Origin of the sequence: Tessaracoccus sp., from assembly GCF_016714275.1 — a bacterium.
GTDB lineage: Bacteria > Actinomycetota > Actinomycetes > Propionibacteriales > Propionibacteriaceae > Arachnia.
In genome coordinates this window covers 150,221-172,973 of sequence record NZ_JADJNP010000002.1, presented here as the reverse complement: position 1 = coordinate 172,973, position 22,753 = coordinate 150,221, and the positions used below count along the sequence as shown (strand labels likewise).

The following is a 22,753-nucleotide window of genomic DNA, read 5'->3' as shown; positions in this document are numbered from 1 at the left end:
AAAGCGTTAACCGTCACCGACGCGCCGTGGAAGGGGGGAACTACAGTGAGCCGCATGTCGGCCTATTTCGATCACGCCGCGACCTCGCCCCTACGCCGCGAGGCGCTGGAGGCCTGGACCGAGGCCGCCGGGGTCGTCGGGAACCCTTCGTCGTTGCACCGTCCCGGGCAGCGAGCGCGGGCCGTCCTCGAGGAGGCGCGCGAGGAGATGGCATCTGCCGTCGGCGCGCACCCGAGCGAGGTGATCTTCACCTCCGGGGGATCCGAGGCCGACACCATCGCGGTCCTGGGAGGTTGGCAGGCCCGCCGCGCGGAGCGGCCGCGCTGCCTGGTGAGCGCCGTCGAGCACCCCGCGGTGCTGGGCGCGGTGGCGCGCGGTGCGGAGGTCATCCCGGTCGCGTCATCGGGCGTGCTGGGCCTCGAGGTGGTCGAGCGGATGGTCGATGAGGTTGTCGGCGTGGTCAGCGTGATGGCCGTCAACAACGAGACGGGCGTCGTCCAGCCCGTCGATGAGATCGCGCGGCTCGCGGCATCGGCCGGCGCGTGGATGCACAGCGACGCGGTGCAGGCGCTGGGACACATGCCCGTCGACTTCGCCGCGAGCGGGCTGGACATGATGAGCCTGTCGGCGCACAAGATCGGCGGCCCGGTGGGCATCGGCGTGCTGCTGGCGCGCCGGGACGTGGTTCCCCGCGCCGTCGGCCTGGGCGGGGGACAGGAGCGGGAGGTGCGCTCGGGCACGGTGCCCGTGGCGCTGGCCGCGGCCTTCGCGCGGGCGGCATCGCTCGCCGTCGCGGAGTTGGCGGATGAGGCTTTGCGGTTGATGGCGCTGCGGAACAGGATCGCCGGGATGGTCCTCGCGGTGGGCGGGCGCCTGAACAGCCTCCATGCTCTGCCACCCGATCGCCATGGGTGCCGGCCCGACGGGGCGCCGCACATCGTCAACGTCACGTTCGACGGCGTCCGCGCCGACGACCTGCTCTTCCTGCTCGACCAGCGCAGCGTCCACGCCTCGGTCGGCTCGGCGTGCCGCGCGGGCGTGCACCAGCCCAGCGAGGTGCTCCTCGCCATGGGGCGCACCGCCGACGAGGCCACGCAGTCGGTCCGCTTCTCGCTCGGCTGGACGAGCACGGAGGCCGACGTCGACCTCCTCGCCGCCGCGCTTCCCGACGCGCTCGCGCGGGCAAGGGCCGCCGCCGCGTCGTAGACTTGGCGGCTGTTCTAAGGAGGACCATGCGGGTCTTGGTGGCGATGTCGGGCGGGGTCGACTCCGCCGTCGCCGCCGCGCGCCTGGTCGCGGCCGGGCACGACGTGACGGGCGTGCACCTGGCGCTGTCGAAGAACCCCGCGTCGTACCGCTCCGGCGCGCGCGGTTGCTGCTCGCTGGAGGACTCGCACGACGCGCGCCGCGTCGCCGACAAGCTCGACGTTCCCTTCTACGTCTGGGACCTCGCCGAGGAGTTCCACGCGGCGGTCGTCGAGGACTTCGTCGCCGAGTACCGCGCCGGCCGCACCCCCAACCCGTGCCTGCGCTGCAACGAGAAGATCAAGTTCGCCGCCGTGCTCGACCGGGGGATCGCGCTGGGCTTCGACGCCGTCGCCACCGGTCACTACGCCGACCTCCGCCGCCACGACGACGGCACCGTGACGCTCCACCGCGCGGCAGACCAGGCGAAGGACCAGTCCTACGTCCTCGGCATGCTGAACCAGCAACAGCTCGCCCGCTGCCTCTTCCCGCTGTTCGACGTCGAGAAGCCCGTGGTGCGCGAGGAGGCCCGCGCGCTGGGCTTCGGCGTGGCGAGGAAACCCGATTCGCACGACATCTGCTTCATCGCCGACGGCGACACGCAGGGCTTCCTCGCGCGTCACCTCGACGACGCCCCCGGCGACATCGTCGACGCGTCGGGTCAGGTTCTTGGCTCCCACAAGGGCACGCACCGCTACACCGTCGGGCAGCGCAAGGGCCTCGACCTGCGCGTGCCCGCCCCGACGGGGGAGCCGCGCTACGTGCTGGCCATCGAGCCGGTCACGCGCACCGTGGTTGTCGGGGCGCGCGGGGATCTCGCTGTCTCCACCCTGCGCGGGATCCGGCCCACCTGGACGGGCGAGGCGGTCGTCGGCCCGTGGCGCGGCCAGGCGCAGTATCGGGCTCACGGGATCCCCCAGGACGCCACGATCGAGGCCGTCGACGGCGGGCTGGTCGTCGCGCTGGACGAGCCGGCCTCAGGCGTCGCCCCCGGGCAGACCGTCGTCGTCTACGAAGGCGACCGGGTGGTCGGCTCGGCTGTGATCGCGGAGGCCTGCTGATGCGGATCACCGCCGCGGGGTCGTTGCCGGGCACGGACTTCCGCGGTGCGCTGTCGGCGATGGCCGAGGCGCTGCCCGAGGTGCTGCCCTTCCCGGAGCTGCCCGAGCGTGGTGTGGGTTCCGACATGATCGGCCGCGCGCTCGGGCTGATCGACGGCCTCGGGTTTGACCTCCAGCCCGCGGGTTGGAGGCTGACCCCGCACGCGGGCAGGGACCACCGCCGCGCCCGGGCGCAATGGCGCCACGACCTCGACGACGCGGAGGAGCTGCTGCAGGGCTTCGACGGCGTGCTCAAGGTGGGCGTCGCCGGCCCGTGGACGCTCGCCGCCTGTGTCGAGCGCTTCGCCGGCGACCGCCTGCTCGCCGACCACGGCGCGCGGCGCGAGCTCGCCCAGGCTCTGACAGCGGGCGTGGAGGACCTCCGCGCCGAGCTTGCTCGCCGCGTCCCCGCGGCGACCCTCTGGCTCCAGGTCGACGAGCCGTCGCTGGCCGCGGTTCGCGCCGGCGCCATCCCGACCTCAAGCGGATTCTCGAAGCACCGCGCCGTCGACCTCCCGGAGCTCGCCCTGGCTCTCGCGCCGCTCGCGTCCGCGTTCGCGCCCACTGGCGCGTCCGTCCTGCACTGCTGCGCGCCCGGGCCGTGGCTGGACGTCGCGGGGCGCGCGGGGTTCGCGGCCGTCTCAGTGGACGCGGCGATCGTCGACCGCGAGGACCTGGCCGCCTGGTGCGACGAGCAGCGTGGCGTGATCCTGGGCGTCGTCGACACCGCGTCGCGCACGCCCCAGGGCACCGACGCCCTCGTCCGGCGCGCGTTGACCACCTGGCGCCCGCTGCAGATCGCGCTTTACGACGGCGTCCTGCTCGGCACCGCCTGCGGCCTCGCGGGCTGGAGCCGCGCCGACATCGCCCCGCAACTCGTGGCCCTCCGCCGCGCCGCCGCGTTGCTCGAGGAGTCTGTACGGTAACGGGTAGCATCACCGCATGCGCGTGTTCTCGAACCTGAACCTGGACGACCAGGCCCCGGTGCGCGCTCACGCCGGCCGCGGAGTCTGGGGCCCGAAGGGCGTGCCCACCACGCGGTTCAAGAAGGTGCAGCGCCTGGTGACGCCGTTCGTCGTCGTCGCCATCGCCGTCGCGCTGTTCTTCCTCGGCCGCATGTTCTACCTGATCCTGACCTGACCCTAAGATAGGCGGCGCGCCGCCATCGCGGCGAGAAGCCAACCTAGGAGCAGCGAAGTGGGTCTCACCGCCGACGACGTGGCCCGGTTGGGCGCTCTGGCCCGCATCCAGCTTTCCGAGCAGGAGTGCGCCGAGCTTGCCCCCGAGCTGGACGTCATCTTGGAGTCCGTGGCCAGGGTGTCCGAGGTCGCGCGGCCCGACGTACCCGTGGCTACGCACGCGATGCCGATGTCCAACGTGTTCCGCGCCGACATCGTGACCCCATCCCTCACCCAGGAGCAGGCGCTGTCTGGCGCTCCCGCCCAGGACGAAGGCCGGTTCCGCGTTCCCCAGATTCTGAGCGAGGACTGATGACCGCCGACATCCTTACCCGCTCTGCCGCCGAACTCGGGCGCGCGATGGCTGCTGGCGAGATGACCTCCGAGGACCTCACGCGCGCCTGCCTCGACCAGATCGAGGCGCTGAACCCGCGGCTGAACGTGTTCCTCGCCGTCGACGCCGACGCCGCGCTCGCGCAGGCCCGCGAGATCGACGCCCACCGCGCCGCGGGCGAGGAACTCGGCCCGCTGGCCGGCGTCCCGATCGGCGTGAAGGACAACTTCTGCACCACCGACTTCCCGACCACCTGCGGATCCAAGATGCTCGACGGGTGGGTTCCCCCCTACGACGCCACCGTCGTCGCCAAGCTGCGCGCGGCCGGGCTGGTCATCGTCGGCAAGACCAACATGGACGAGTTCGCAATGGGATCCTCCACGGAGACCTCTTATTTCGGACCGACCCGAAACCCGTGGGACGACGAGCGCATCCCCGGTGGCTCCGGCGGCGGCTCGGCTGCGGCCGTGGCGTCGTTCATGGTGCCGCTCGCCGTCGGGTCCGACACCGGCGGCTCCATCCGGCAGCCCGGTGCAGTGACCGGAACCGTCGGCGTGAAGCCCACCTATGGCGGCGTCTCCCGCTTCGGTCTCGTGGCCATGGCGTCCAGCCTCGACCAGCCCGGTCCCTGCGCCCGCACCGCGGAGGACGCCGCGCTGCTCCAGCAGGTCATCGGCGGATACGACGCCCACGACTCGGCCTCCATCGACCAGCCCGTGCCCGACCTCGTCGCCGCCTCCCGCGCCGCCGACCTCGCCGGGATGCGCGTCGGCGTCGTCGCCGAGTTCCAGGGCGACGGCTACGAGCCCGGCGTGCTCGACCGGTTCCGCGAGGCCGTCGAGGCGCTGCGGGCAGCCGGCGCGGAGATCGTCGAGGTCTCCTGCCCCGCGTTCACCTACGCGCTGCCCGCCTACTACCTGATCCAGCCCGCCGAGCTGAGCTCCAACCTCGCCCGGTTCGACGGCATGCGCTACGGGCTGCGCACCGGGGACGACGGCACGCGCTCGGCCGAGGAGGTTATGAACCTCACCCGCGAGGCCGGCTTCGGCCGCGAGGCGAAGCGCCGCATCATCATCGGCACCTACGCGCTGTCGGCCGGCTACTACGACGCCTACTACGGCTCGGCGCAGCGCGTCCGCTCGCTGATCCAGGGCGACTTCGACAAGGCCTTCGAGTCTGTCGACGTGCTGGTGTCGCCGACGACGACCACCGTCGCGTTTAAGATCGGCGAGCGCATGTCGGACCCGATGAGCATGTACCTCGCCGACCTCTGCACCATCCCCAGCAACATGGCGGGCAACGCGTCGGCGTCGTTCCCCGCGGGCCTCAGCGACGGCCTGCCCGTCGGGTTCCAGGTGATGGCCCCGCCGATGGAGGACGCGCGGCTGTATCGCGTGGGTGGCGTCCTTGAGAGGGCGTTGCAGGAGAAGTGGGGCGGCCCGCAGTCGCCGAGCCTTGAGGGGGTTTCCGCATGAGCGTCGACTACGACGACCTGCTGACCAGGTACGAGCCCGCGCTGGGCCTCGAGGTGCACGTCGAGCTGAACACGGCGTCGAAGATGTTCTGCGGCTGCCCCAACGAGTTCGGCGGCGCGCCCAACACGTACGTCTGCCCGGTGTGCCTAGGACTCCCCGGCTCGCTGCCGGTGATCAACGGGAAGGCCGTGGAGTCGGCCATCCGGATTGGGCTGGCGCTCAACTGCCGGATCGCCGAGTGGTGCCGCATGGCGCGGAAGAACTACTTCTACCCGGACATGACCAAGAACTTCCAGACCTCGCAGTACGACGAGCCGATCGCCTTCGACGGCTGGGTCGACGTAGAGGTGGACGGCGAGACCTACCGCGTCGAGATCGAGCGCGCGCACATGGAGGAGGACGCGGGTAAGGCGACCCACGTGGGCACGTCCGGCCGCATCCAGGGCGCCGACTACTCGCTGATCGACTACAACCGCGCGGGCGTTCCCCTGATCGAGATCGTCACCCGTCCTGTCCTCGGCGCAGGGGAGAGGGCCCCGCAGGTGGCGCGCGCCTACGTCGCCCACTTGCGCGAGCTGATGAAGGCGCTCGGCGTCTCGGACGTCCGCATGGAGCAGGGGTCGCTGCGTTGCGACGCGAACGTGTCGCTGTCGCCCGTAGGCTCGGGCGTCCTCGGCACGCGAACCGAGACCAAGAACGTCAACTCGCTGCGCTCCATCGAGCGCGCCGTCCGGTTCGAGATGTGTCGCCAGGCCGAGGTTCTCGACGTCGGCGGCGCGGTCACGCAGGAGACGCGGCACTTCCACGAGGCCGACGGCAGCACGTCCGCGGGACGCCCGAAGTCGGACGCCGACGATTACCGCTACTTCGCGGAGCCGGACCTGATGCCGATCGCGCCCAGCCGCGAGTGGGTCGAGGAGCTGCGGGCGACCCTGCCCGAGCCCCCGGCCGAGCGCCGTCGTCGGCTCCAGGAGGCCTGGGGATTCAGCGACATCGACTTCGCTGCCGTTGTCAACGCCGGGGCGTTGGCGCTGGTGGAGGATACGGTCACCGCCGGGGCTGCTCCCGCCGCGGCGCGCAAGTGGTGGGTCACGGAGCTGGCCCGCCGCGCGAACGAGGCCGGGTGCGAGCTGGAGGAGCTCTCCATCACGCCCGCGCAGGTGGCCGCGGTCCAGGCGCTGGTCGACGCCGGCACCGTCAACGACAAGCTGGCGCGCCAGGTGATCGACGGCGTGCTGGCCGGCGAGGGCGAGCCCGCCGAGGTCGTGGAGTCGCGCGGGCTGGTCGTCGTCTCCGACGAGGGCGCGCTCGGCGCCGCCGTCGACGAGGTCATCGCGGCCAACCCGGACGTGGCGGAAAAGATCCGCGACGGCAAGGTGCAGGCCGTCGGTGCGCTCATCGGGCAGGTGATGAAGGCGATGCGCGGGCAAGCCGACGCGGCGAAGGTCCGCGAGTTGGTCCTGGCCAGGCTGTCCTGAGCTGCCTCAACTGAGCGCCGGGGCCGTGTCGAAACCAATGAACGGGCACTCGGTCTGAGGGACTCAAGCCGGGGGTCTGCGTCGGCATCACTGCGGCGGCAAAAGTCGGAGATAGCGACTCTTGCCGCCGCGATGCGCAGCAGTGTGGTGCGGTTCGCGCAGAGGCAACCACGGTACTTGCTAGGCGATGGTCCCGCCCGTCGTCGAGATCTCTTCTTCGAACGCATGCAGGCACAGCAACTCGACGGCGCGGGCGAGCGTCGCAGCAGACAGCGACGGCGCGTCGTCGACTTGGTCCTCGTCGGACCACGGGATGTGGATGAACCCGACGCGGACGCCGTCGGGCGCCGTGAGCGCGGCGGTCGCGAAGACATGGTTGCAGACGAACGTCCCGGCGGAGAGGCTGAGTTCGACGGGGACACCCGCGTCGCGCAGCACCCGCTCCCAGGCTTTCACCGGCACGCTCGCGAGCGCCGCGGGTGATGCCCCGGGGAGGCTGGGGACGTCGATCGGCTGGCGCCCGGCGTTGTCGGGGATGCGGGCGTCGATCAGGTTGAGCGCGACGCGCTCGAGCGACACCGCGGCGCGTCCAGCTGCGAGCCCGACGGAGATGACGGCGTCAGGCCGGTGCTCGGAAATCAGCGCGCGCATCCGCGCGGCGGACGCCTCGAACTCGACCGGCAGCACCTCGACGACAAGCCTGTCGGTTCCCGTCCAGCGTCTAGCGACGTTGCGCACGGTCGTCGCCGAAGGGTTGGTCCGCGCGCCAGCGAAGGGCTCGAATCCGGTGAGCAGGATGGTGCGAGGCATGCACTCACTCTGGCACACCCCATACGAGACAGGGTCGGACTCGCAGTTGACGGAAAAGTGCGGCGAGATAGACCTTTCGGGCCCCTGGTGCGTTGACTCCCTGTCCTGCGGTACTTTTCCGTCAGCTGACCAGGTATCTCACGCATCGCGGACAACGAACGTGACGGCGCCGGCGGCGCCTACCGCGAGGATCCAGGCGACGAGTACCAGCACACCGGTGTGCCATGCCGACCCGTCAGCGCCCGGCGGCAGGTAGAGCAGCGCACCGGCCCTGTCGGGCAGCCAGCGGGCGTGCTCCGTGATGGTGGCGAGCAGTGGCGAGACGATCAACACCAGTGACTCCAAGACCACCAGCGAGGCGACGAGCCCGCGGAGCAGCACCGTCGTGCACAGGGCGAAGAGCCCGATGAGAGCCAGATACGCGACCATCCCGGCCAGCCGACCCCCATCGGGCGACACCGCAACCCCACGGCGTGCGAAGACGACCCCGGCAGACAGGGCCGCGGCCGCGACGGTGAGTGTGGCCGTCACCGTCGTCGCGAGGAGCGCCGCGCCGGCCTTGCCCGCGAGCAGGACGGGCCGCTGGGGGACGGCCACGAGGGTGGTCGCGATCTGCCGCCCGCTGTATTCGCTGGCCACGGCGAGAACGCCCAGCAGGATGGTGCCCACCTGCAGGAAGCCAAGGGTGGGCGTGAGCGTCGGAGATCTCGGTCACGCCGGGGTGCGAGGCTGCCGCGGCGCCGAGGATGCCGCCGGCCGCCACCGTGCCGCCCGCGGTGGCCCACGCGGCGGGCAGGCTGCCGAGCTTGAGGAGTTCGGCGGCCACGACGCGCCTCACGCGTCCCTCCGGACGAAGGAGATGGCGCCGGCCACCAACAGCGCCGCGGCCCACGCGCTCATCACCAGCCCGCCGGTGACCGGGTCGAGTGCGTCGTCGACCATCGCCCACGTCTCGTTCGCGAACAGGCGCATGCCTGCGAGATCCGGCAGGTAGTAGGCGAGCGGGGTCAGCTGGGACAGCAGGATCGAGACCGAGACCAAGGAGCTGTTCGCGATCAGAACGACGAGCGGGACGACGCCGCTGCGGGCGAGCGCCGCGATGCCGAGCGCGAGGAGCGCGGTCAGCACCCAGTACAGCGCCACCCCGCCGCTCCGGACCGCGAGGTCCTGCAGCGACTCGGCGGGCGTCGTCCCGATGATGGCCCGGGTGAGGGCGAGGCTGGTGGGGAGCGAGAGGGTTGCAAGCAGCGCGACGAGCAGGACGACGGTGACGGCCTTCGCCGCGAACACGGCCACGCGGCGCGGGGCGACCGTCAGCGTGGCGGAGATCTGTCGGCCGCCGCCCGCGTCGGGGCTATTGGCGGCGTACTCGCTGCTCATCGCCACCACGCCGAGGATGACGGCGCCAACGGTGCCGAGCGGGGTCGCGGAGAATGCCGCCTCCACCGACGACGTATAGCCGAGGGTGTCCAGGCGGCCGGCAGCCATGTCGGCGCGCACGCCGTGGGCGTTGTACGCGGCGAGCGCGACGGACGCGGCGAGCGAGATGCCCCCGGCCACGTACGTGGCGGGCAGCGAGACCGCCTTCGAGATCTCAGCCGCGAGGATGCGCGGGAAGCTCATCGGTCCTCCGACCCACCGGTCAGCCCGAAGAACGCGTCCTCGAGGCTGGCGTAGCCGGCCGACACCTCGGCGAGCGGGCCTTGGCGCACCACGCGGCCGCCCGCGATGACCACCAGGTCGTCGGCGATCTCGGCCACCTCGCCCATCAGATGGCTGGACAGCAGCACCGTGCCGCCGTCGTCGGCGTACCGCCGCAGCAGGCGACGGATCCAGCGGATCCCCTCGGGGTCCAGCCCGTTGACCGGTTCGTCGAGTACGAGCGCTGACGGCTCGCCCAGGAGCGCCGCAGCCAGGCCGAGCCGCTGTCCCATGCCCAGCGAGAACGTGCCCACCCGCGCGCGGCGGGCCTCCCAGAGGCCGACGTCGGCGAGCACCTGGTCGACGCGGCTCCTCGACAGCCCGGCCGCGGCGGCGACCCACGCGAGGTGTCCGCGTGCCGTCCGCGAACGATGGGCGCCCGAGCCGTCGAGCATGGCCCCGACGGAGCGGGCCGGGTGCCGCAGGGCGCGATACCGAACGCCGTCGATGAGGGCCGAGCCCGTGGTCGCGCGGTCGAGCCCGAGCAGGATCCGCAGGGTCGAGGATTTGCCCGCGCCGTTCGGCCCGAGGAAGGCGGTGACGCGGCCGGGGAGGGCCTCGAAGGTGACGTCGGAGAGGACCGTGCGCGGCCCGTGGCGCTTGCTGAGGTGGTTGATGGAGATCACATATCCATGCCACCAGCCGATCGGCGCCGCGTCTCCGGCCCATGGCAGGGTCTTGCGGCTCAGGAACTCGGACCGCGGACCTCCACCCGTGGGCCGATGCTCCCGTCGGACGGCGTGGCTAGGGTCGAGGGATGCAGGACGAACAACCGACGTGGCGGTCGCGGGCATGGCTGGCCGCCGTCCTGGTGATCCTCGGACTCGGCGCGGGGATCGCGCTCGCCGGTTTCGAGAACGCTGCGGCCGCCGGGTCGGTGTTAGGCGCGGCGGCGGTCGCGGTGGCCGCGGTCATCGTCTGGGCGGCGCTGCGCACCCGCGCGGAGCGTCGGCGCTACGAGGATGAACTCGCCGCCTGGGCCGCCGAGCGGGCGGCGGGTGCGGAGCGGTTGCGGATCGCGCGCGAGCTGCACGACGTCGTCTCGCACGGCCTCGGCGCCATCACGGTGCGCGCGGCCGTCGCCCGCCGGATCGGGGGCAGCGAGGACGACGCCCTGGCCGACATCGAACGCGCCAGCCGACAGGCCACTACCGAGCTGCGGCGGATGCTGACGGTGTTGCGCAGTCCCGAGCCCGCGCCGCTCCGGCCGGCCGAGACGCTTGCGGACCTGCCCGAGATCGTGCGGCGGGCCGTCGATACCGGGCCCGCCGTCGAGTTGGTGAGCGAGGACCTTCGCGGGGTCTCGGCCGGGGCGCAGCTGACGATCGTCGCGGTGGTGCGCGAGGCGCTGCACAACGTCGCGGCGCACGCGGGACCCGCCTCAGCCGTCGTGCGGATCGGCAGACGTCCAGGCGGAGTGGCGGTCGAGGTGGTCGACGACGGCCCTGTGGAGGGCTGGCGGGCGCAGCGGGGCGCGGGGCGGGGACTTGACGGGCTGCGCGAGCGATTGGACGCACTCGGCGGCACCCTCGAAGCGGGCCGACACGGCACGGGATGGCGCCTGGTCGCCGTCGTCCCAGACGAGCGGGAGCCGTGAGCGGCCCACCGATCCGCGTGCTGGTGGCCGACGACCAGCCGCTCATCCGCTACAGCCTGCGCGCGCTTGTCGGGGGCGAGGCCGACCTCGAGATGGTCGGCGAGGCGGCCACGGGGCGTGAGGCAGTGCGCGCCGCCGTCGCGTCTCACCCGGACGTCGTCCTGATGGACATCCGAATGCCCGACGGCGACGGCATCGACGCCACCCGCGCCATCCTGGCCGATCCTGCCTCAGCCGGGTGCCGCGTCCTCGTGGTCAGCATGTTCGAGCTGGACGAGTATGTCTACGCCGCGCTCCGCGCAGGCGCGAGCGGGTTCCTGCTGAAGGACACCGAGCCCGACCGGCTGCTGGAGGCGATCCGGCGCACGCACGACGGCGAGTCGTTGTTCGCGCCGTCGGTGCTCAGCCGGCTCGTGGCGCACTACGTCGACCGCCCGTCGGGAGTACCGCCCGCGCCGCCGGCCCTGCTTACTCCGAGAGAGGTCGAGGTGCTGACGCTGGTGGGCCGCGGCTTGACGAACCATGAGGTGGCCGCGCAGCTGGTGATCTCCGTGAAGACGGTCAAGACGCACATCGGCAGCCTGCTGGCCAAGCTGCAGGCGCGCGATCGCGCGCAGCTGGTGATCGCCGCCTACGAGGCGGGGCTGGTCGGGATGACGCGCCGCCAAGACCGGCGGGACGGTACGTTCGAGGCATGAGTAGGTCGCCGGCTGGGGGTTGCACGATCATTCACGTCTCGGCAGTGGTGCTGCGCGATGCGCGCGGCCGGATCCTGATGGTGCGCAAGCGCGGGACGTCGATGTGGATGAACCCGGGCGGTAAGCCCGAGCCGGGGGAGTCGGCGGGGGAGTGCGCGGCCCGCGAGGTGCAGGAGGAGCTTGGTCTGCGGCTCGACGCGGCTCGCCTCCTCTCGCTCGGAGAATTCGCCGCACCCGCGGCGAACGAGGCCGGGCACACCGTCGTCGCCGACGTCTTCGACTGGCCGGAGGCCGTCGCGGCGGACGTGGCGCCGACTGCTGAGATCGAGGAGACCCGCTGGGTGACGACCGACGACCTGGGCGACGAGACCCTCGCGCCCCTGTTCGTCGACCACATCGTGCCCGCGATCGGGCTCCACGTGACCGCGGAGTGAGGCGCGGAACCGAGTCTGTCAGACCCGATCCTTAGGCTGCCGTGCATGACGGTGTTCAGTTCGTTGCCGGTGCGCGAGGTCGTGGGGGAGCCCTGCGAACACGTCGGTGGGTGGCCGTTCACGATGGGGCCGGTGGCGCAGCTGCTGCGCGACGGGCTCGAGCTGGCGGAGCTCACGGTGTTGGTCGGGGAGAACGGCGTCGGGAAGTCGACGCTGATCGAGGCGATCGCGATGGCGTATGGCCTCAGCGCCGAGGGCGGCAGCACAACGTGGCGCCCTTCCGAGCGGCCCACGGAGTCGCGTCTGCACGAGCACCTTCGCCTGATCCGCGGCATCGGACGGTCCAAGTGGGGCTATTTCCTGCGCGCCGAGACCATGCACGGCCTGCTGACCTACCTGGAGCAGCACCCGGGCGGAGCGGACCGGGCCTACCACGAGCGTTCCCACGGTCAGGCGTTCACGGAGCTGCTCGACACCAAGCTCGTCTTCCTCGCCAGACGGGGCGGACTACTGGTGCTCGACGAGCCCGAGGCGGGGCTGTCGTTCCAGTCGCAGGTCAAGCTCGCGAACCAGCTGTGCGAGCTCCGCGGCGACGGTGTTCAGGTCCTCCTCGCGACGCATTCGCCGATCCTGGCCGCCATCCCGGGGGCGCAGATCGTCGAGCTTGACGAGGAGGGCTTCCACCTGCGGGAGTGGAGGTCGCTGATGACGGTCGCGCTGTACCGCCGCTTCCTCGCCGACCCAGACTACTTCGGCCTGGAGCGCCCCTCGCCTGGGGAGGAATAGGCTGGTGCGATGGCGAACCCCGTCGAGAAGCTCCGTGAACTGATCGGGTCCGCGATCAGGGACAGGGTCGCGGGGCCCGACCAGGAGGCGCGCGTCGCCCGCATCTGGCGAGCCGAAGGGCCGCGCTGGCATTCGCCGTCGGACGTGATCTGGAGGGTGAACCGGGACGCGGCGATGTACGCGGGCGGCATCCGCGCGTTGTTGCTGCAGGCGTTGCACCCGGCCGCCATGGCCGGCGTGGCGGGCCACTCCGGGTACCGGTCCGATCCGTGGGGGCGGCTGCAGCGCACGGGCGAGTTCATCGCGATGACCACCTACGGCCCGATCCCCGCAGCTGATGAGCTCATCGGCCGGGTTCGCGCCGTTCATGAGCGGGTCCGCGGCAAGACCGACGACGGCACGCCGTACCGCGCGTCTGACCCGCACCTGCTCGCTTGGGTGCACGCCGCCGAGACCCAGAGCTTCCTTGAGGCCTATCGGCACTTCGGCCCCTCGCGGCTCGCCGTGGACGAGGCGGATCGCTATGTGGCCTCGGCGGCGCCGGTCGGAGAGATGCTGGGCGCCGTCGACCTGCCTCGCTCTGAGGCGGAGCTGACCGCCCTGATCGACTCGTACCGGCCGGAATTGCGCGCCTCGCCCGCGGCGATCGACACCGTCGAGTTCCTGCTGAAGACCCCGCCGGTGCCGTGGCCCGGGAAGCTCGGCTACTGGATGCTGGCGGCGGGTGCGATCTCGACGCTGCCGACCTGGTCGAGGGAACTGCTGGGGTTGCCTACCTCGCGCTGGTTCGATTGCCTGATAGGCCTTCCGTTCGGCCGCTTCGCCACCCGTGTCGCCGGCTGGGCGACCGCGCCGCCCAAGACCGCCGCGGAGCAGGAAACGTAACGCCCCCGAATTGTCGGCGCGGGGTGGCAGAGTGATGCCCATGACCGACTCTCCCTGGCACGACCTCGACGCCTACATCGCGACGCCCCGACTCACCGGGTTGGCGCTCAGCCCCGACGGCGCGAGCCTCGTCGTCTCCGTGCAGGGGCCGGACGCCGACATCACCGGCTACACGACGGCGCTCTGGCGCGTCGACCCGAGCGGCACCCGACCGGCGGCGCGGCTCACCCGCGGAATCACGGGCGAGGCCGTCTCCTCCTTCCTGGCCGACGGCTCGCTCCTGTTCACCTCGAAGCGTGAGCTTGCCGCGCGCGACGGCGACAAGCCGTCGGAGTCGACGACGGCGCTCTGGTGCCTGCCCAGCGGCGGGGGAGAGGCGTACGAGGTCGCCCGCCGCGACGGCGGCTGGGGCCAGGTGCTCACCGCCCCGGGATCGGACCGTGTGCTGCTGGCCGTTCCCCTCCACGCCGGAGTCGTCGACGATGAGGAGGACGCGAAGCTGCGTGCCGCTCGTCGGGACAAGAAAGTCTCCGCGCTGCTGCACACGGGCTACCCGGTCCGGCTCTGGGACCACGACCTGGGACAGGAGCGCACCCGGCTCCGCGCCGCGACGGTGGCTGGCGAGGGCGATCTCCGACTCGACGACGTCCGCGACCTCAGCGGTGACGCCGGCACGAGCCTCGGCAGCGCGACGATCTCGCGCGACGGAGCAACGGTCGTCGCAGAGTGGCGCGAGAGCCGCCCGCACGGCGTGACGGCGACCTCGCTGGTCCGGTTCGACTGGGCCACTGGCGCGCGCACGGTCGTGGCCTCGGCGGAAGGCGTCGAGTTCGCCGAGCCGGTGGTGAGCGACGACGGGCGCTGGCTCGTCGCGCTTCGGGAGACCGAATCGACGCCGGAGCAGGCGCCCAGAGACGGCCTATGGCTCGTCGACCTCCTGAGCGGCGAGGGCCGTCCGCTCGCGCCCGAGTGGGACCGCTGGCCCAGTCCCGTCGCCTTCAGCCCTGACGCGGCCACGGTCTACGTGGTGGCGGATGAGGACGGCGCCGCGCCGGTGTTCGCCGTCGATGTCGCGTCCGGCGAGGTGCGTCGGCTGACCGACGCGGGCGCGCACTCGTCCGTTCTCCGCAGTCCCGACGGCGCCACGCTCGACGCGCTCCGCAGTGCGTGGGACAACCCGGGCGACATCGTGGCCATCGACATCGCGACCGCCACGTCGACGGTGCTGCCCTCGCCGGTGTCCTATCCGGCGCTCCCCGGACGGGTGGAGCGGGTCGAGGCCACGGCCGCTGACGGCGCTCGCGTGCCAGGTTGGCTGGTGCTGCCCGACGGCGCGTCTTCCGGTGATCCCGTCCCGCTCACGCTCTGGGTGCACGGCGGCCCTCTCAGTTCGTGGAACGCGTGGTCTTGGCGCTGGTGCCCGTGGCAGCTCGCCTCGCGTGGCCAGGCCGTGCTCCTGCCGGATCCTGCGCTGTCTACCGGCTATGGCCAGGACGTCATCCAGCGGGGTTGGGGTCGCTGGGGCGCCGAACCGTTCACCGACGTGATGGCGCTCACCGATGCCGTCGAGGCTCGCGCCGACATCCGCCCTGACGCCTCTGCCATGATGGGCGGCTCGTTCGGCGGCTACATGGCGAACTGGATCGCCACGCAGACGGACCGCTTCCGCGCCATCGTGACACATGCGTCGCTCTGGAACCTGGACAGCTTCGGCCCCACCACGGACGCGTCCTGGTACTGGGGCCGTGAGCTGAGCCCCGAGATGGTGAAGGAGTACTCGCCGCACCGCTACGCCGATCGGATCAGCACGCCGACGCTGGTCATCCACGGCGACCGCGACTACCGCGTCCCGATCGGCGAGGGCCTCGCCCTGTGGTGGCGGTTGAACGAGCTGCACGACGGCGACCCCTCCGGCATGCGGCACCGTTTCCTGTACTTCCCCGACGAGAACCACTGGGTCCTGACGCCGCAGCACGCGAAGGTCTGGTACGAGACCGTGATCGAGTTCCTCGCGGCCCAGCGCGAGGGCCGCGCGTTCGAGGCTCCGGAGCTGCTGTAGCTCAGAGCGGGCTGATGGCCGCGCGCCAGGCATCGACGACGGTGGGCTCACCCGCGAGGTCGACGGCGGCTTCGCGACCGCTCAGGGAGAGAAGCAGCTCGGACGGCAACCCGGTCACCGTCAGCGGCTGCGGACCGCGGCCGATCTGGGCGACGAACCCGGTGTCGCCGCGCACCAGCCGGACGTGTCCCTTCGTCTTCAGCTGAGTCCGGCGAGCGAGCACCTGGACCACGCGCCACAACTCGTCCTGCTCGCGGGGCGTCAGCGTCTGCGAGCGCCCGTTGGCGCGCAGCACGTCCTCGTGATGGATGAAGTACTCCGATGCGCCCGCGAGCTGGTCGATCGGCTTCATCAGCGTCGGCGGCGTGCGGATCGCCTCGATGATCGCCGGGAATCCCAGCTCGTGGAGGGCCTCCAGCTGGATCCGGGCCGTCTTGTCGGCGAACCGTGGAAAGCCGATGCCCAGTAACGCGGCGGGACGGTGCTCGCGCACATACAGATGCGCGGCGAGATCCTGCGTCTTCCAGCCCTCGCACTTGGTCGGGGCGAAGGGCCCCAGCTCGGCGAGAAGGTCGGCAAGGGCGGTACGTTGACGTCGGGCGAAGCTCATGGGTTCAGCGTAGTCCGCCCGCGGGCATGGAGTTTTGACGCACGGTTGGCGCTCCCGTGCTCTATAGCGCACAAAGAAGACCGCTGTGCGTCATTCCTCCATGGCGCTCCCTCGGACGAGCCTGTGCAGGCACCTTAGGGTGGGTCCGTGAACACGTTGCTCGGAACCGTGGCCGCTGTGCGCGTCGGGCGCGTGCGGATCTTCGACTGGGGCGGGCGTCCGGTACCCAGCGGCTGCGCGAAGGAACCTGTCGACGGCGCGGTCCGCATCGGCGAGCTGGGGCTGCCCGTCGACTCCTGCGCTCCCGGCTGCTCCTGGACAACACCCGCGGCAAACTCGAGCGCCGGCTGCGCGCCTGACCGCGCCGACGGCCCTGGTCGCCGCGTCCGCGCGGGAGCGGCACAATGGTCCCCATGCCTCAGCTGACGTACAACTCCGACGGGCTCATCCCCGCGATCGCACAGGACGCGGACACCCGCGAGGTCCTGATGATGGCCTGGATGGATGAGGAGGCGCTGCGGCGCACGCTCGCCACGGGCAAGGCGACCTACTGGTCGCGCTCGCGGCAGGAGTACTGGGTCAAGGGCGAGACGTCCGGGCACCACCAGGCCGTAGTGAGCGTCGCCGCCGACTGCGATGGCGACACGCTGCTCGTCACCGTCCGCCAGACCGGCGCCGCGTGCCACACCGGCAACCGCACGTGCTTCTTCACGGAACTGACCGCGGAGAACGCGCGGTGATCATCCAGCCCTCACAGGCCGAGTTCCTCGACCTCGCCGCGGACCGCCGCGTCATCTCCGTCTACGCGAAGCTTCTGGCCGACGACCTGACCCCCATCGCGCTCTACCGCCAACTGTGCGGCGAACGCGAGGGCACCTTCCTCTTCGAGTCCGCGGAGTCGGGCGTGTGGTCGCGCTACTCGTTCGTCGGTGTCAACACGGCCGCGACCCTCACCGAGCGCGACGGCCACGCCGCCTGGCTGGGGCGCGAACTCGTGGGCATCCCGGAGGGCGGCGATCCGCTCGCGGCTCTCCAGGTGGTCCTCTCCGAGCTGGCGACGCCCGCGACGCCCGGGTTGCCGCCGTTCCACGCCGGCATGGTCGGTTACCTCGGCTACGACGTCGTCCGGCGCCTCGAACGCCTCCCGGAGACCACCGTCGACGACCTCCACCTCCCCGAGCTGACCATGATGCTCGCCAGCGAGGTGGCTGTCCTCGACCACCACCGCGGCGAGGTCTGGCTGATCGCCAACGCGATCAACTACAACGCCAGCGACGAGGGCGTGGAGCGTGCGTACGTCGCCGCCGTCGCCGCCGTCGAGCGCATGGCCGACCTGCTGCGGCAGCCGCGGCAGCCATTGGTCGTCGATGAGGGCGAGGCGACGCTGCCGGAGATCCGGCGCCAGCGCACTTCCGAGGAGTATCAGGCGCTCGTCGAGGCGGCGAAGGAGGAGATCCGTGCGGGCGAGGCGTTCCAGATTGTGGTGTCGCAGCGCTTCGACGTGCCTACCAGCGCCGACCCGCTCCAGGTCTACCGCGCCCTCCGGGTGACCAACCCCAGCCCGTACCTCTACCTGCTGCGGCTGCCCGGGTTCGCCGTCGTCGGCTCCAGCCCCGAGGCGCTCGTGACCGTGACCGACGGCGTGGCCACCACGCGGCCGATCGCCGGCTCCCGTCCCCGTGGCGCGACGCCCGACGAGGATCGCCGGCTCGCCGAGGAGCTCGTTGCCGATCCGAAGGAGAAGGCCGAGCATCTCATGCTCGTCGACCTGGGCCGCAACGATCTCGGCCGCATCTGCGAGCCCGGCAGCGTCACCGTGCACGAGTTCATGAAGGTGCGCCGCTACTCGCACATCATGCATCTCGAGGCGGCCGTGTCCGGCCGTGTCGCGGAGGATCGATCCGCGCTGGAGGCCGTGCTCGCGTGCTTCCCCGCAGGCACGCTTTCGGGCGCGCCGAAGGTCCGCGCCATGGAGATCATCGACGAGCTGGAGCTCAGCCGCCGCGGCCTGTACGGGGGCGTCGTCGGCTACTTCGACTTCGCGGGCAACGCCGATGTCGCCATCGCGATCCGCACAGCGGTCATGGCCGACGGCGTGGCTCACGTGCAGGCGGGGGCGGGGATCGTTGCCGACTCCGTGCCGGAGCTCGAGGACGCGGAGTGCTCCCACAAGGCGCGTGCCGTGATCTCGGCGATCGGGCGCGCCGAGGCGATGGGCAGGCCGTGATCGGGCGGGCGCCCGTCACGCTCGCCGCTGCTGCGGGGGCCGTGACGGCGGGCATCGCGGCGCAGGCCGCGTCGTCGCCGGTGGGCTCGCTCGCCTGGGCCGCAGCCGCCGGGATCGGCCTCTCGCTCATGCTGCGCGGGGTCGGGCTGCGCGTCGTCGGGGTGCTGCTCACCGCACTGGCCGTGACGGGCGCCGGCTGGTCCGTGCAGGCAGGGCAGTGGGTGGCCTGCGCAGGGTTCGCGGTGGTCGCCGTCGCCGCGCTCGGCGTCGTGGTCTGGGGGCCGCGCTGGCGCACGGAACGCGCCTCCGGCTCGGGGCGGGCGCTCGATCCATGGGCGGCCATGGACAAGGGCGAGGACCCGACGACCACCGACGCGCCGGCCGATGAACAGGACATGCGCTCGCAAGGTGGCAGCGGGTAGGCTCGGCCGCACGTATCCCGCTCACGAAAGGTCGGCTCATGGCGCGTACCCCGAAGTACTACCATCACGGCCGCAGCCCTGCTGCCTGGACCGGCTCCGTCACGGCGTCGATCGGCTTCGTCGTCGCTGCCGTCGGCGCGGTCATCGGCCCGAACTGGCCGATCGCCATTGCGGGCGGCGTGCTGATCCTCCTGGGCGGCATCCTGACCATGGTGATGAAGGCCATGGGCTACGGGCAGCCGTGACCGTTCTCGACGACATCATCGCCGGAGTACGCACAGACCTCGAACAGCGCAGAAGCGAGACCTCCCTCGCCGACATCGCGCGCGCCGCGGAGAACGCACCCGCGCCGCTGGATCCGATGCCGCGGTTCCGTGCGCCCGACCTCGCGGTGATCGCCGAGGTCAAGCGGAAGTCACCGTCGAAGGGCTATCTCGCTGAGATCGCCGACCCGGCAGAGCTCGCCGCCTCCTACGCGGCGGGCGGCGCGGCCGCGATCTCGGTGCTGACCGAGGCGCGGCGCTTCAACGGCACGCTGGCCGACCTCGACGCCGTCCGCGCGCGGGTCGACGTGCCGGTTCTGCGCAAGGACTTCATGGTCGACGAGTACCAGTTCTTCGAGGCCCGTGCCCACGGCGCCGACCTCATCCTGCTCATCGTCGCCGCCCTCCACGACGCGGACCTCGCCCGGTTCCTCGGCCTCACCGCTGACCTGGGCATGACCGCGCTCGTGGAGACCCATACCACCGAGGAGGTCGATCGGGCGCTCGCCGCCGGGGCCGAGCTGATCGGGGTGAACAACCGCAATCTGAAGACGCTCGACGTCGATATCGACACCTACGCCGGCCTTGCCGAGCGCATCGGCGACGCGGCCGTCAAGGTCGCCGAGTCCGGCATCCTCGGCCCGGAGGACGTCGCGCGCGTCGCCGGGGCCGACGTCATCCTGGTGGGGGAGGCGCTCGTGAAGCACGGCGACCCCACCCGCGCGATCGCCGACCTCATGGCGGCAGGAAGGGGCACGGCATGAGCCTGCCGACCCAGGACGGCCACTTCGGAAAGTTCGGGGGCCGTTTCGTCCCCGAGGCCCTGCAGGCCGCGCTCACCGAGTTGACCGAGGCCTTCGAAGAGGCCCAGGCCGACCCGTCGTTCCATGCGGAGCTGACACGGCTGCAGCGCGACTACGCCGGGCGTCCGACGCCGATCACCGAGGCCCGCAACTTCTCCGAGCTGTGCGGCAACGCGCGCGTCCTGCTGAAGCGCGAGGACCTCAATCACACCGGTGCGCACAAGGTCAACAACGTGCTCGGCCAGGCCCTGCTCACCAAGCGCATGGGCAAGACGCGGGTGATCGCCGAGACGGGCGCCGGACAGCACGGCGTCGCGACGGCGACCGCCGCAGCCTTGCTCGGCCTCGAGTGCCGGGTCTACATGGGCGAGGTCGACACCCAGCGCCAGGCGCTGAACGTGGCGCGCATGCAGCTGCTCGGCGCCGAGGTGTACGCCGTCGCGGCGGGTTCGCGCACGCTGAAGGACGCGATGAACGAGGCGATGCGCGACTGGGTGACCACCGTCGACTCGACGCACTACCTGATCGGAACCGTCGGCGGCCCGCACCCGTTCCCTTACCTGGTCCGCGAGCTGCAGCGCGTGATCTCCACGGAGGCCCGCCAGCAGATGCTGGACGCGTACGGCGCGCTGCCCGACTACGTCGCGGCCTGCGTCGGCGGCGGCTCGAACGCCATCGGCATGTTCTACGACTTCATCCCTGACGAGTCCGTGAAGCTCTACGGCTTCGAGGCCGAGGGCGACGGCATCTCCACCGGCCGCCACGCCGCGACCATCACCGCGGGGAGTCCCGGCGTGTTGCACGGCGCGCGCACGTTCGTGCTGCAGGACGAGGACGGCCAGACCATCGAGTCGCACTCGATCTCCGCCGGACTCGACTACCCGGGCGTCGGCCCGGAGCACGCGTGGCTCGCCGAGACCGGCCGCGCCACGTACGAGCCGATCACCGACGACGAGGCCATGGAGGCCTTCCGCCTCCTAACCCGCACCGAGGGCATCATCCCGGCGATCGAGTCCGCGCACGCCGTCGCCGGCGCGATGCGACTGGGCTGCCGCCTCGCGGAGGAGGACCCGACCGCCAGCCCGAGTATCCTCGTGTGCCTTTCCGGCCGTGGCGACAAGGACGTGGCGACGGCGTTCGACTACTTCGGGCTGCCCGGCACACCCGACAAGACCGTGGGGGGCCTCGAATGAGCCAGTTCACCGACCCGGCGCGGCTCGGCAAGAGCGGCGCCACCGTGGCCCGCTGCCTCGCGGAGGGACGTCCCGCCATGGTGGGCTACCTGCCGGTGGGCTACCCGAGCGTCGCGGACTCCATTCTGGCGGTCCAGGCGCTCGTCGAGGGCACCGACGGCGCTGGCGCCGACATCGTCGAGATCGGCATCCCGTACTCGGATCCGCTGATGGACGGCCTCGTCATCCAGCACGCGACGTCGAAGGCCCGTGCCCGCGGCGTCCGGACGCGCGATGCGTTCGCCGCCGTCGAGGCCGTCGCCAACGCCGGGGCCACGCCCATGGTGATGACCTACTGGAACCTGATCGAGGCCTACGGCGTCGACGCGTTCGCGCGCGACCTCGCGGCGGCCGGGGGAGCGGGCACCATCACGCCCGACTTGCCGCCGGACGACTGCCCGGAATGGTTCGCCGCTACGGACGCGTGCGGGCTCGACCGGGTCTTCCTGATCGCGCCGTCGTCGGTGGATGAGCGGATCGCGCTCACCATGTCGTCCTGCCGCGGCTGGGTCTACGCGTCCAGCGTCATGGGCGTCACGGGCGCCCGGGCCTCGACGTCCGACGCCGCGCCCGTCATCGTGGAGCGTGCTCGGGCGATCGATCCGACGCTGCCCATCGGCATAGGGCTGGGCGTCAGCGATGGCGCGCAGGCCGCGGAGATCGGCACGTACGCGGACCTCGTGATCATCGGCTCAGCGCTGCTGAAGTGCCTCGACTCCGACGGCGCGGACATGCCCGGGGACCTGGCGCGGCTCCGCGCGCTCGCGGGCGATCTGGCCGCGGGCGTCGACAGGTCGCGCCGGTGATCCGTCGCCGCACGCTGCTGGGGCTGGGCGCGCTCGGCCTTGTCGCCGCGTGCGGCCCTGATGTGCCGCCGGTGACCGGCCCCACCAAGGGTCCCTGGCATGGCACGCACCTCGACGGCAGCGGCGCGCCACTGCCGGATGTCACGCTGACGGACCAGTACGGTAACCCGTACAACCTGGCCAAGGACCCGACGACGAAGGCTGTCGCGCTGTTCTTCGGCTACACCAACTGCCCCGACGTCTGCCCGGGAATCCTGGCCGACATGGCGACGGCGAAGCGCCGCCTGCCCGAAGACCTGGTCGACGACGTCACGCTGATCCTGGTCACGACCGACCCCGCCCGCGATACCCCGGACGCGTTGAGGGAGTATTTGGCGCGCGTGGATGAGTCGTTCGTCGGCCTGACGGGCGACTTGGAGGCGATCAAGCCGGCGGCGCTGAGCCTCGGCATCGACATCTCGGAGGGCAAGCAGCTCCCCAGCGGCGGCTACGAGGTCAACCACGGCAGCTACGTCCTCGGCTTCGGCGAGGACCGCACGTTGACGGTCCTCTGGAACCAGGCGTCGATCAACGACCTGAAGGAAGACCTCACCCGCCTGATCAGCTAGCG

At 71.6% G+C, this 22,753-nt stretch carries 27 protein-coding genes; 22 read left to right on the top strand and 5 right to left on the bottom strand.

Annotated features, from left to right (window positions below; all coding sequences use genetic code 11):
• Window positions 1–54: 54 nt before the first annotated feature.
• The 7 genes from IPJ61_RS09405 to gatB are packed head-to-tail and all read left to right on the top strand — an operon-like array spanning window position 55 to window position 6,810.
• The gene (locus IPJ61_RS09405; protein WP_297106165.1) at window positions 55–1,206 is read left to right on the top strand and encodes a cysteine desulfurase family protein; all 1,152 of its coding nucleotides are present in this window, start codon (window positions 55–57) and stop codon (window positions 1,204–1,206) included.
• Between the two features lie 26 nt (window positions 1,207–1,232).
• Entirely contained in the window at window positions 1,233–2,306 is a 1,074-nt protein-coding gene (gene mnmA / locus IPJ61_RS09400; RefSeq protein ID WP_297106162.1) for a tRNA 2-thiouridine(34) synthase MnmA, read from the top strand.
• Entirely contained in the window at window positions 2,306–3,271 is a 966-nt protein-coding gene (locus tag IPJ61_RS09395) for a uroporphyrinogen decarboxylase/cobalamine-independent methonine synthase family protein (protein WP_297106159.1), read from the top strand. The genes mnmA and IPJ61_RS09395 overlap by 1 nt, the downstream gene beginning before the upstream one ends.
• 16 nt (window positions 3,272–3,287) lie before the next feature.
• Window positions 3,288–3,485, top strand: a complete 198-nt coding sequence (locus tag IPJ61_RS09390; RefSeq protein ID WP_297106157.1) for a hypothetical protein — start codon at window positions 3,288–3,290, stop codon at window positions 3,483–3,485.
• A 57-nt stretch (window positions 3,486–3,542) separates the two neighbouring features.
• Entirely contained in the window at window positions 3,543–3,836 is a 294-nt protein-coding gene (gene gatC, locus IPJ61_RS09385) for an Asp-tRNA(Asn)/Glu-tRNA(Gln) amidotransferase subunit GatC (protein WP_297106154.1), read from the top strand.
• Window positions 3,836–5,332, top strand: a complete 1,497-nt coding sequence (gatA, locus tag IPJ61_RS09380; RefSeq protein ID WP_297106152.1) for an Asp-tRNA(Asn)/Glu-tRNA(Gln) amidotransferase subunit GatA — start codon at window positions 3,836–3,838, stop codon at window positions 5,330–5,332. The genes gatC and gatA overlap by 1 nt, the downstream gene beginning before the upstream one ends.
• Window positions 5,329–6,810, top strand: coding sequence for an Asp-tRNA(Asn)/Glu-tRNA(Gln) amidotransferase subunit GatB (gatB, locus tag IPJ61_RS09375; protein WP_297106150.1), 1,482 nt, complete (start codon window positions 5,329–5,331; stop codon window positions 6,808–6,810). Before gatA ends, gatB begins: the two co-directional genes overlap by 4 nt.
• 180 nt (window positions 6,811–6,990) lie before the next feature.
• Here gatB and IPJ61_RS09370 read toward each other — a convergent pair whose 3' ends face one another.
• From IPJ61_RS09370 to IPJ61_RS09355, 4 genes are all read right to left on the bottom strand, one after another.
• Window positions 6,991–7,620 (bottom strand): pyroglutamyl-peptidase I, encoded by a 630-nt coding sequence (locus tag IPJ61_RS09370; RefSeq protein WP_297106147.1) that lies wholly within the window; start codon window positions 7,618–7,620, stop codon window positions 6,991–6,993.
• A gap of 138 nt (window positions 7,621–7,758) precedes the next feature.
• Window positions 7,759–8,289, bottom strand: coding sequence for a hypothetical protein (locus IPJ61_RS09365; RefSeq protein WP_297106145.1), 531 nt, complete (start codon window positions 8,287–8,289; stop codon window positions 7,759–7,761).
• Between the two features lie 165 nt (window positions 8,290–8,454).
• Window positions 8,455–9,243 carry a hypothetical protein gene (locus IPJ61_RS09360; protein ID WP_297106143.1) on the bottom strand — a complete coding sequence of 263 codons (789 nt, stop codon included), beginning with the start codon at window positions 9,241–9,243 and terminating at the stop codon, window positions 8,455–8,457.
• On the bottom strand, window positions 9,240–9,947 hold the full coding sequence (locus IPJ61_RS09355) for an ABC transporter ATP-binding protein (RefSeq protein WP_297106140.1): 708 nt from the start codon (window positions 9,945–9,947) through the stop codon (window positions 9,240–9,242). Before IPJ61_RS09355 ends, IPJ61_RS09360 begins: the two co-directional genes overlap by 4 nt.
• A gap of 131 nt (window positions 9,948–10,078) precedes the next feature.
• On the opposite strand from IPJ61_RS09355, the gene IPJ61_RS09350 reads away from it, so the two are divergent.
• Genes IPJ61_RS09350 through IPJ61_RS09325 form a run of 6 tightly spaced genes read left to right on the top strand, consistent with a single transcriptional unit; the run spans window position 10,079 to window position 15,780 of the window.
• The gene (locus tag IPJ61_RS09350) at window positions 10,079–10,918 is read left to right on the top strand and encodes a sensor histidine kinase (protein ID WP_297106137.1); all 840 of its coding nucleotides are present in this window, start codon (window positions 10,079–10,081) and stop codon (window positions 10,916–10,918) included.
• Window positions 10,915–11,616 carry a response regulator transcription factor gene (locus IPJ61_RS09345; protein ID WP_366505459.1) on the top strand — a complete coding sequence of 234 codons (702 nt, stop codon included), beginning with the start codon at window positions 10,915–10,917 and terminating at the stop codon, window positions 11,614–11,616. The genes IPJ61_RS09350 and IPJ61_RS09345 overlap by 4 nt, the downstream gene beginning before the upstream one ends.
• Window positions 11,613–12,050: an NUDIX hydrolase gene (locus tag IPJ61_RS09340; RefSeq protein ID WP_297106131.1), complete on the top strand. Its 438-nt coding sequence runs from the start codon at window positions 11,613–11,615 to the stop codon at window positions 12,048–12,050. The genes IPJ61_RS09345 and IPJ61_RS09340 overlap by 4 nt, the downstream gene beginning before the upstream one ends.
• A gap of 45 nt (window positions 12,051–12,095) precedes the next feature.
• Window positions 12,096–12,836 carry an AAA family ATPase gene (locus IPJ61_RS09335; RefSeq protein WP_297106128.1) on the top strand — a complete coding sequence of 247 codons (741 nt, stop codon included), beginning with the start codon at window positions 12,096–12,098 and terminating at the stop codon, window positions 12,834–12,836.
• 9 nt (window positions 12,837–12,845) lie between these two features.
• On the top strand, window positions 12,846–13,721 hold the full coding sequence (locus tag IPJ61_RS09330; protein ID WP_297106125.1) for an oxygenase MpaB family protein: 876 nt from the start codon (window positions 12,846–12,848) through the stop codon (window positions 13,719–13,721).
• A 40-nt stretch (window positions 13,722–13,761) separates the two neighbouring features.
• Entirely contained in the window at window positions 13,762–15,780 is a 2,019-nt protein-coding gene (locus tag IPJ61_RS09325) for a prolyl oligopeptidase family serine peptidase (protein WP_297106122.1), read from the top strand.
• Window position 15,781: 1 nt separating this feature from the next.
• Here the strand turns inward: IPJ61_RS09325 and IPJ61_RS09320 are convergent, their stop codons facing one another.
• Window positions 15,782–16,390: a TIGR03085 family metal-binding protein gene (locus IPJ61_RS09320; protein WP_297106119.1), complete on the bottom strand. Its 609-nt coding sequence runs from the start codon at window positions 16,388–16,390 to the stop codon at window positions 15,782–15,784.
• A 147-nt stretch (window positions 16,391–16,537) separates the two neighbouring features.
• On the opposite strand from IPJ61_RS09320, the gene IPJ61_RS09315 reads away from it, so the two are divergent.
• Genes IPJ61_RS09315 through IPJ61_RS09275 form a run of 9 tightly spaced genes read left to right on the top strand, consistent with a single transcriptional unit; the run spans window position 16,538 to window position 22,751 of the window.
• The gene (locus IPJ61_RS09315) at window positions 16,538–16,816 is read left to right on the top strand and encodes a hypothetical protein (RefSeq protein WP_297106117.1); all 279 of its coding nucleotides are present in this window, start codon (window positions 16,538–16,540) and stop codon (window positions 16,814–16,816) included.
• Window positions 16,804–17,130, top strand: a complete 327-nt coding sequence (gene hisI, locus IPJ61_RS09310; protein ID WP_297106114.1) for a phosphoribosyl-AMP cyclohydrolase — start codon at window positions 16,804–16,806, stop codon at window positions 17,128–17,130. The genes IPJ61_RS09315 and hisI overlap by 13 nt, the downstream gene beginning before the upstream one ends.
• Window positions 17,127–18,617, top strand: a complete 1,491-nt coding sequence (locus IPJ61_RS09305) for an anthranilate synthase component I (RefSeq protein WP_297106111.1) — start codon at window positions 17,127–17,129, stop codon at window positions 18,615–18,617. Before hisI ends, IPJ61_RS09305 begins: the two co-directional genes overlap by 4 nt.
• A complete protein-coding gene (locus IPJ61_RS09300) occupies window positions 18,614–19,039 on the top strand; it encodes a hypothetical protein (protein WP_297106108.1) in 426 nt (141 codons plus the stop codon). Before IPJ61_RS09305 ends, IPJ61_RS09300 begins: the two co-directional genes overlap by 4 nt.
• 38 nt (window positions 19,040–19,077) lie before the next feature.
• Complete coding sequence (locus tag IPJ61_RS09295) at window positions 19,078–19,284, top strand: HGxxPAAW family protein (protein ID WP_297106106.1); 207 nt, start codon at window positions 19,078–19,080, stop codon at window positions 19,282–19,284.
• Window positions 19,281–20,066, top strand: a complete 786-nt coding sequence (gene trpC / locus IPJ61_RS09290; protein WP_297106103.1) for an indole-3-glycerol phosphate synthase TrpC — start codon at window positions 19,281–19,283, stop codon at window positions 20,064–20,066. The genes IPJ61_RS09295 and trpC overlap by 4 nt, the downstream gene beginning before the upstream one ends.
• The gene (trpB, locus tag IPJ61_RS09285; RefSeq protein ID WP_297106100.1) at window positions 20,063–21,298 is read left to right on the top strand and encodes a tryptophan synthase subunit beta; all 1,236 of its coding nucleotides are present in this window, start codon (window positions 20,063–20,065) and stop codon (window positions 21,296–21,298) included. Before trpC ends, trpB begins: the two co-directional genes overlap by 4 nt.
• Window positions 21,295–22,143: a tryptophan synthase subunit alpha gene (trpA, locus tag IPJ61_RS09280; RefSeq protein ID WP_297106097.1), complete on the top strand. Its 849-nt coding sequence runs from the start codon at window positions 21,295–21,297 to the stop codon at window positions 22,141–22,143. Before trpB ends, trpA begins: the two co-directional genes overlap by 4 nt.
• Window positions 22,140–22,751, top strand: coding sequence for an SCO family protein (locus IPJ61_RS09275; RefSeq protein WP_297106094.1), 612 nt, complete (start codon window positions 22,140–22,142; stop codon window positions 22,749–22,751). Before trpA ends, IPJ61_RS09275 begins: the two co-directional genes overlap by 4 nt.
• Window positions 22,752–22,753 lie beyond the last annotated feature (2 nt).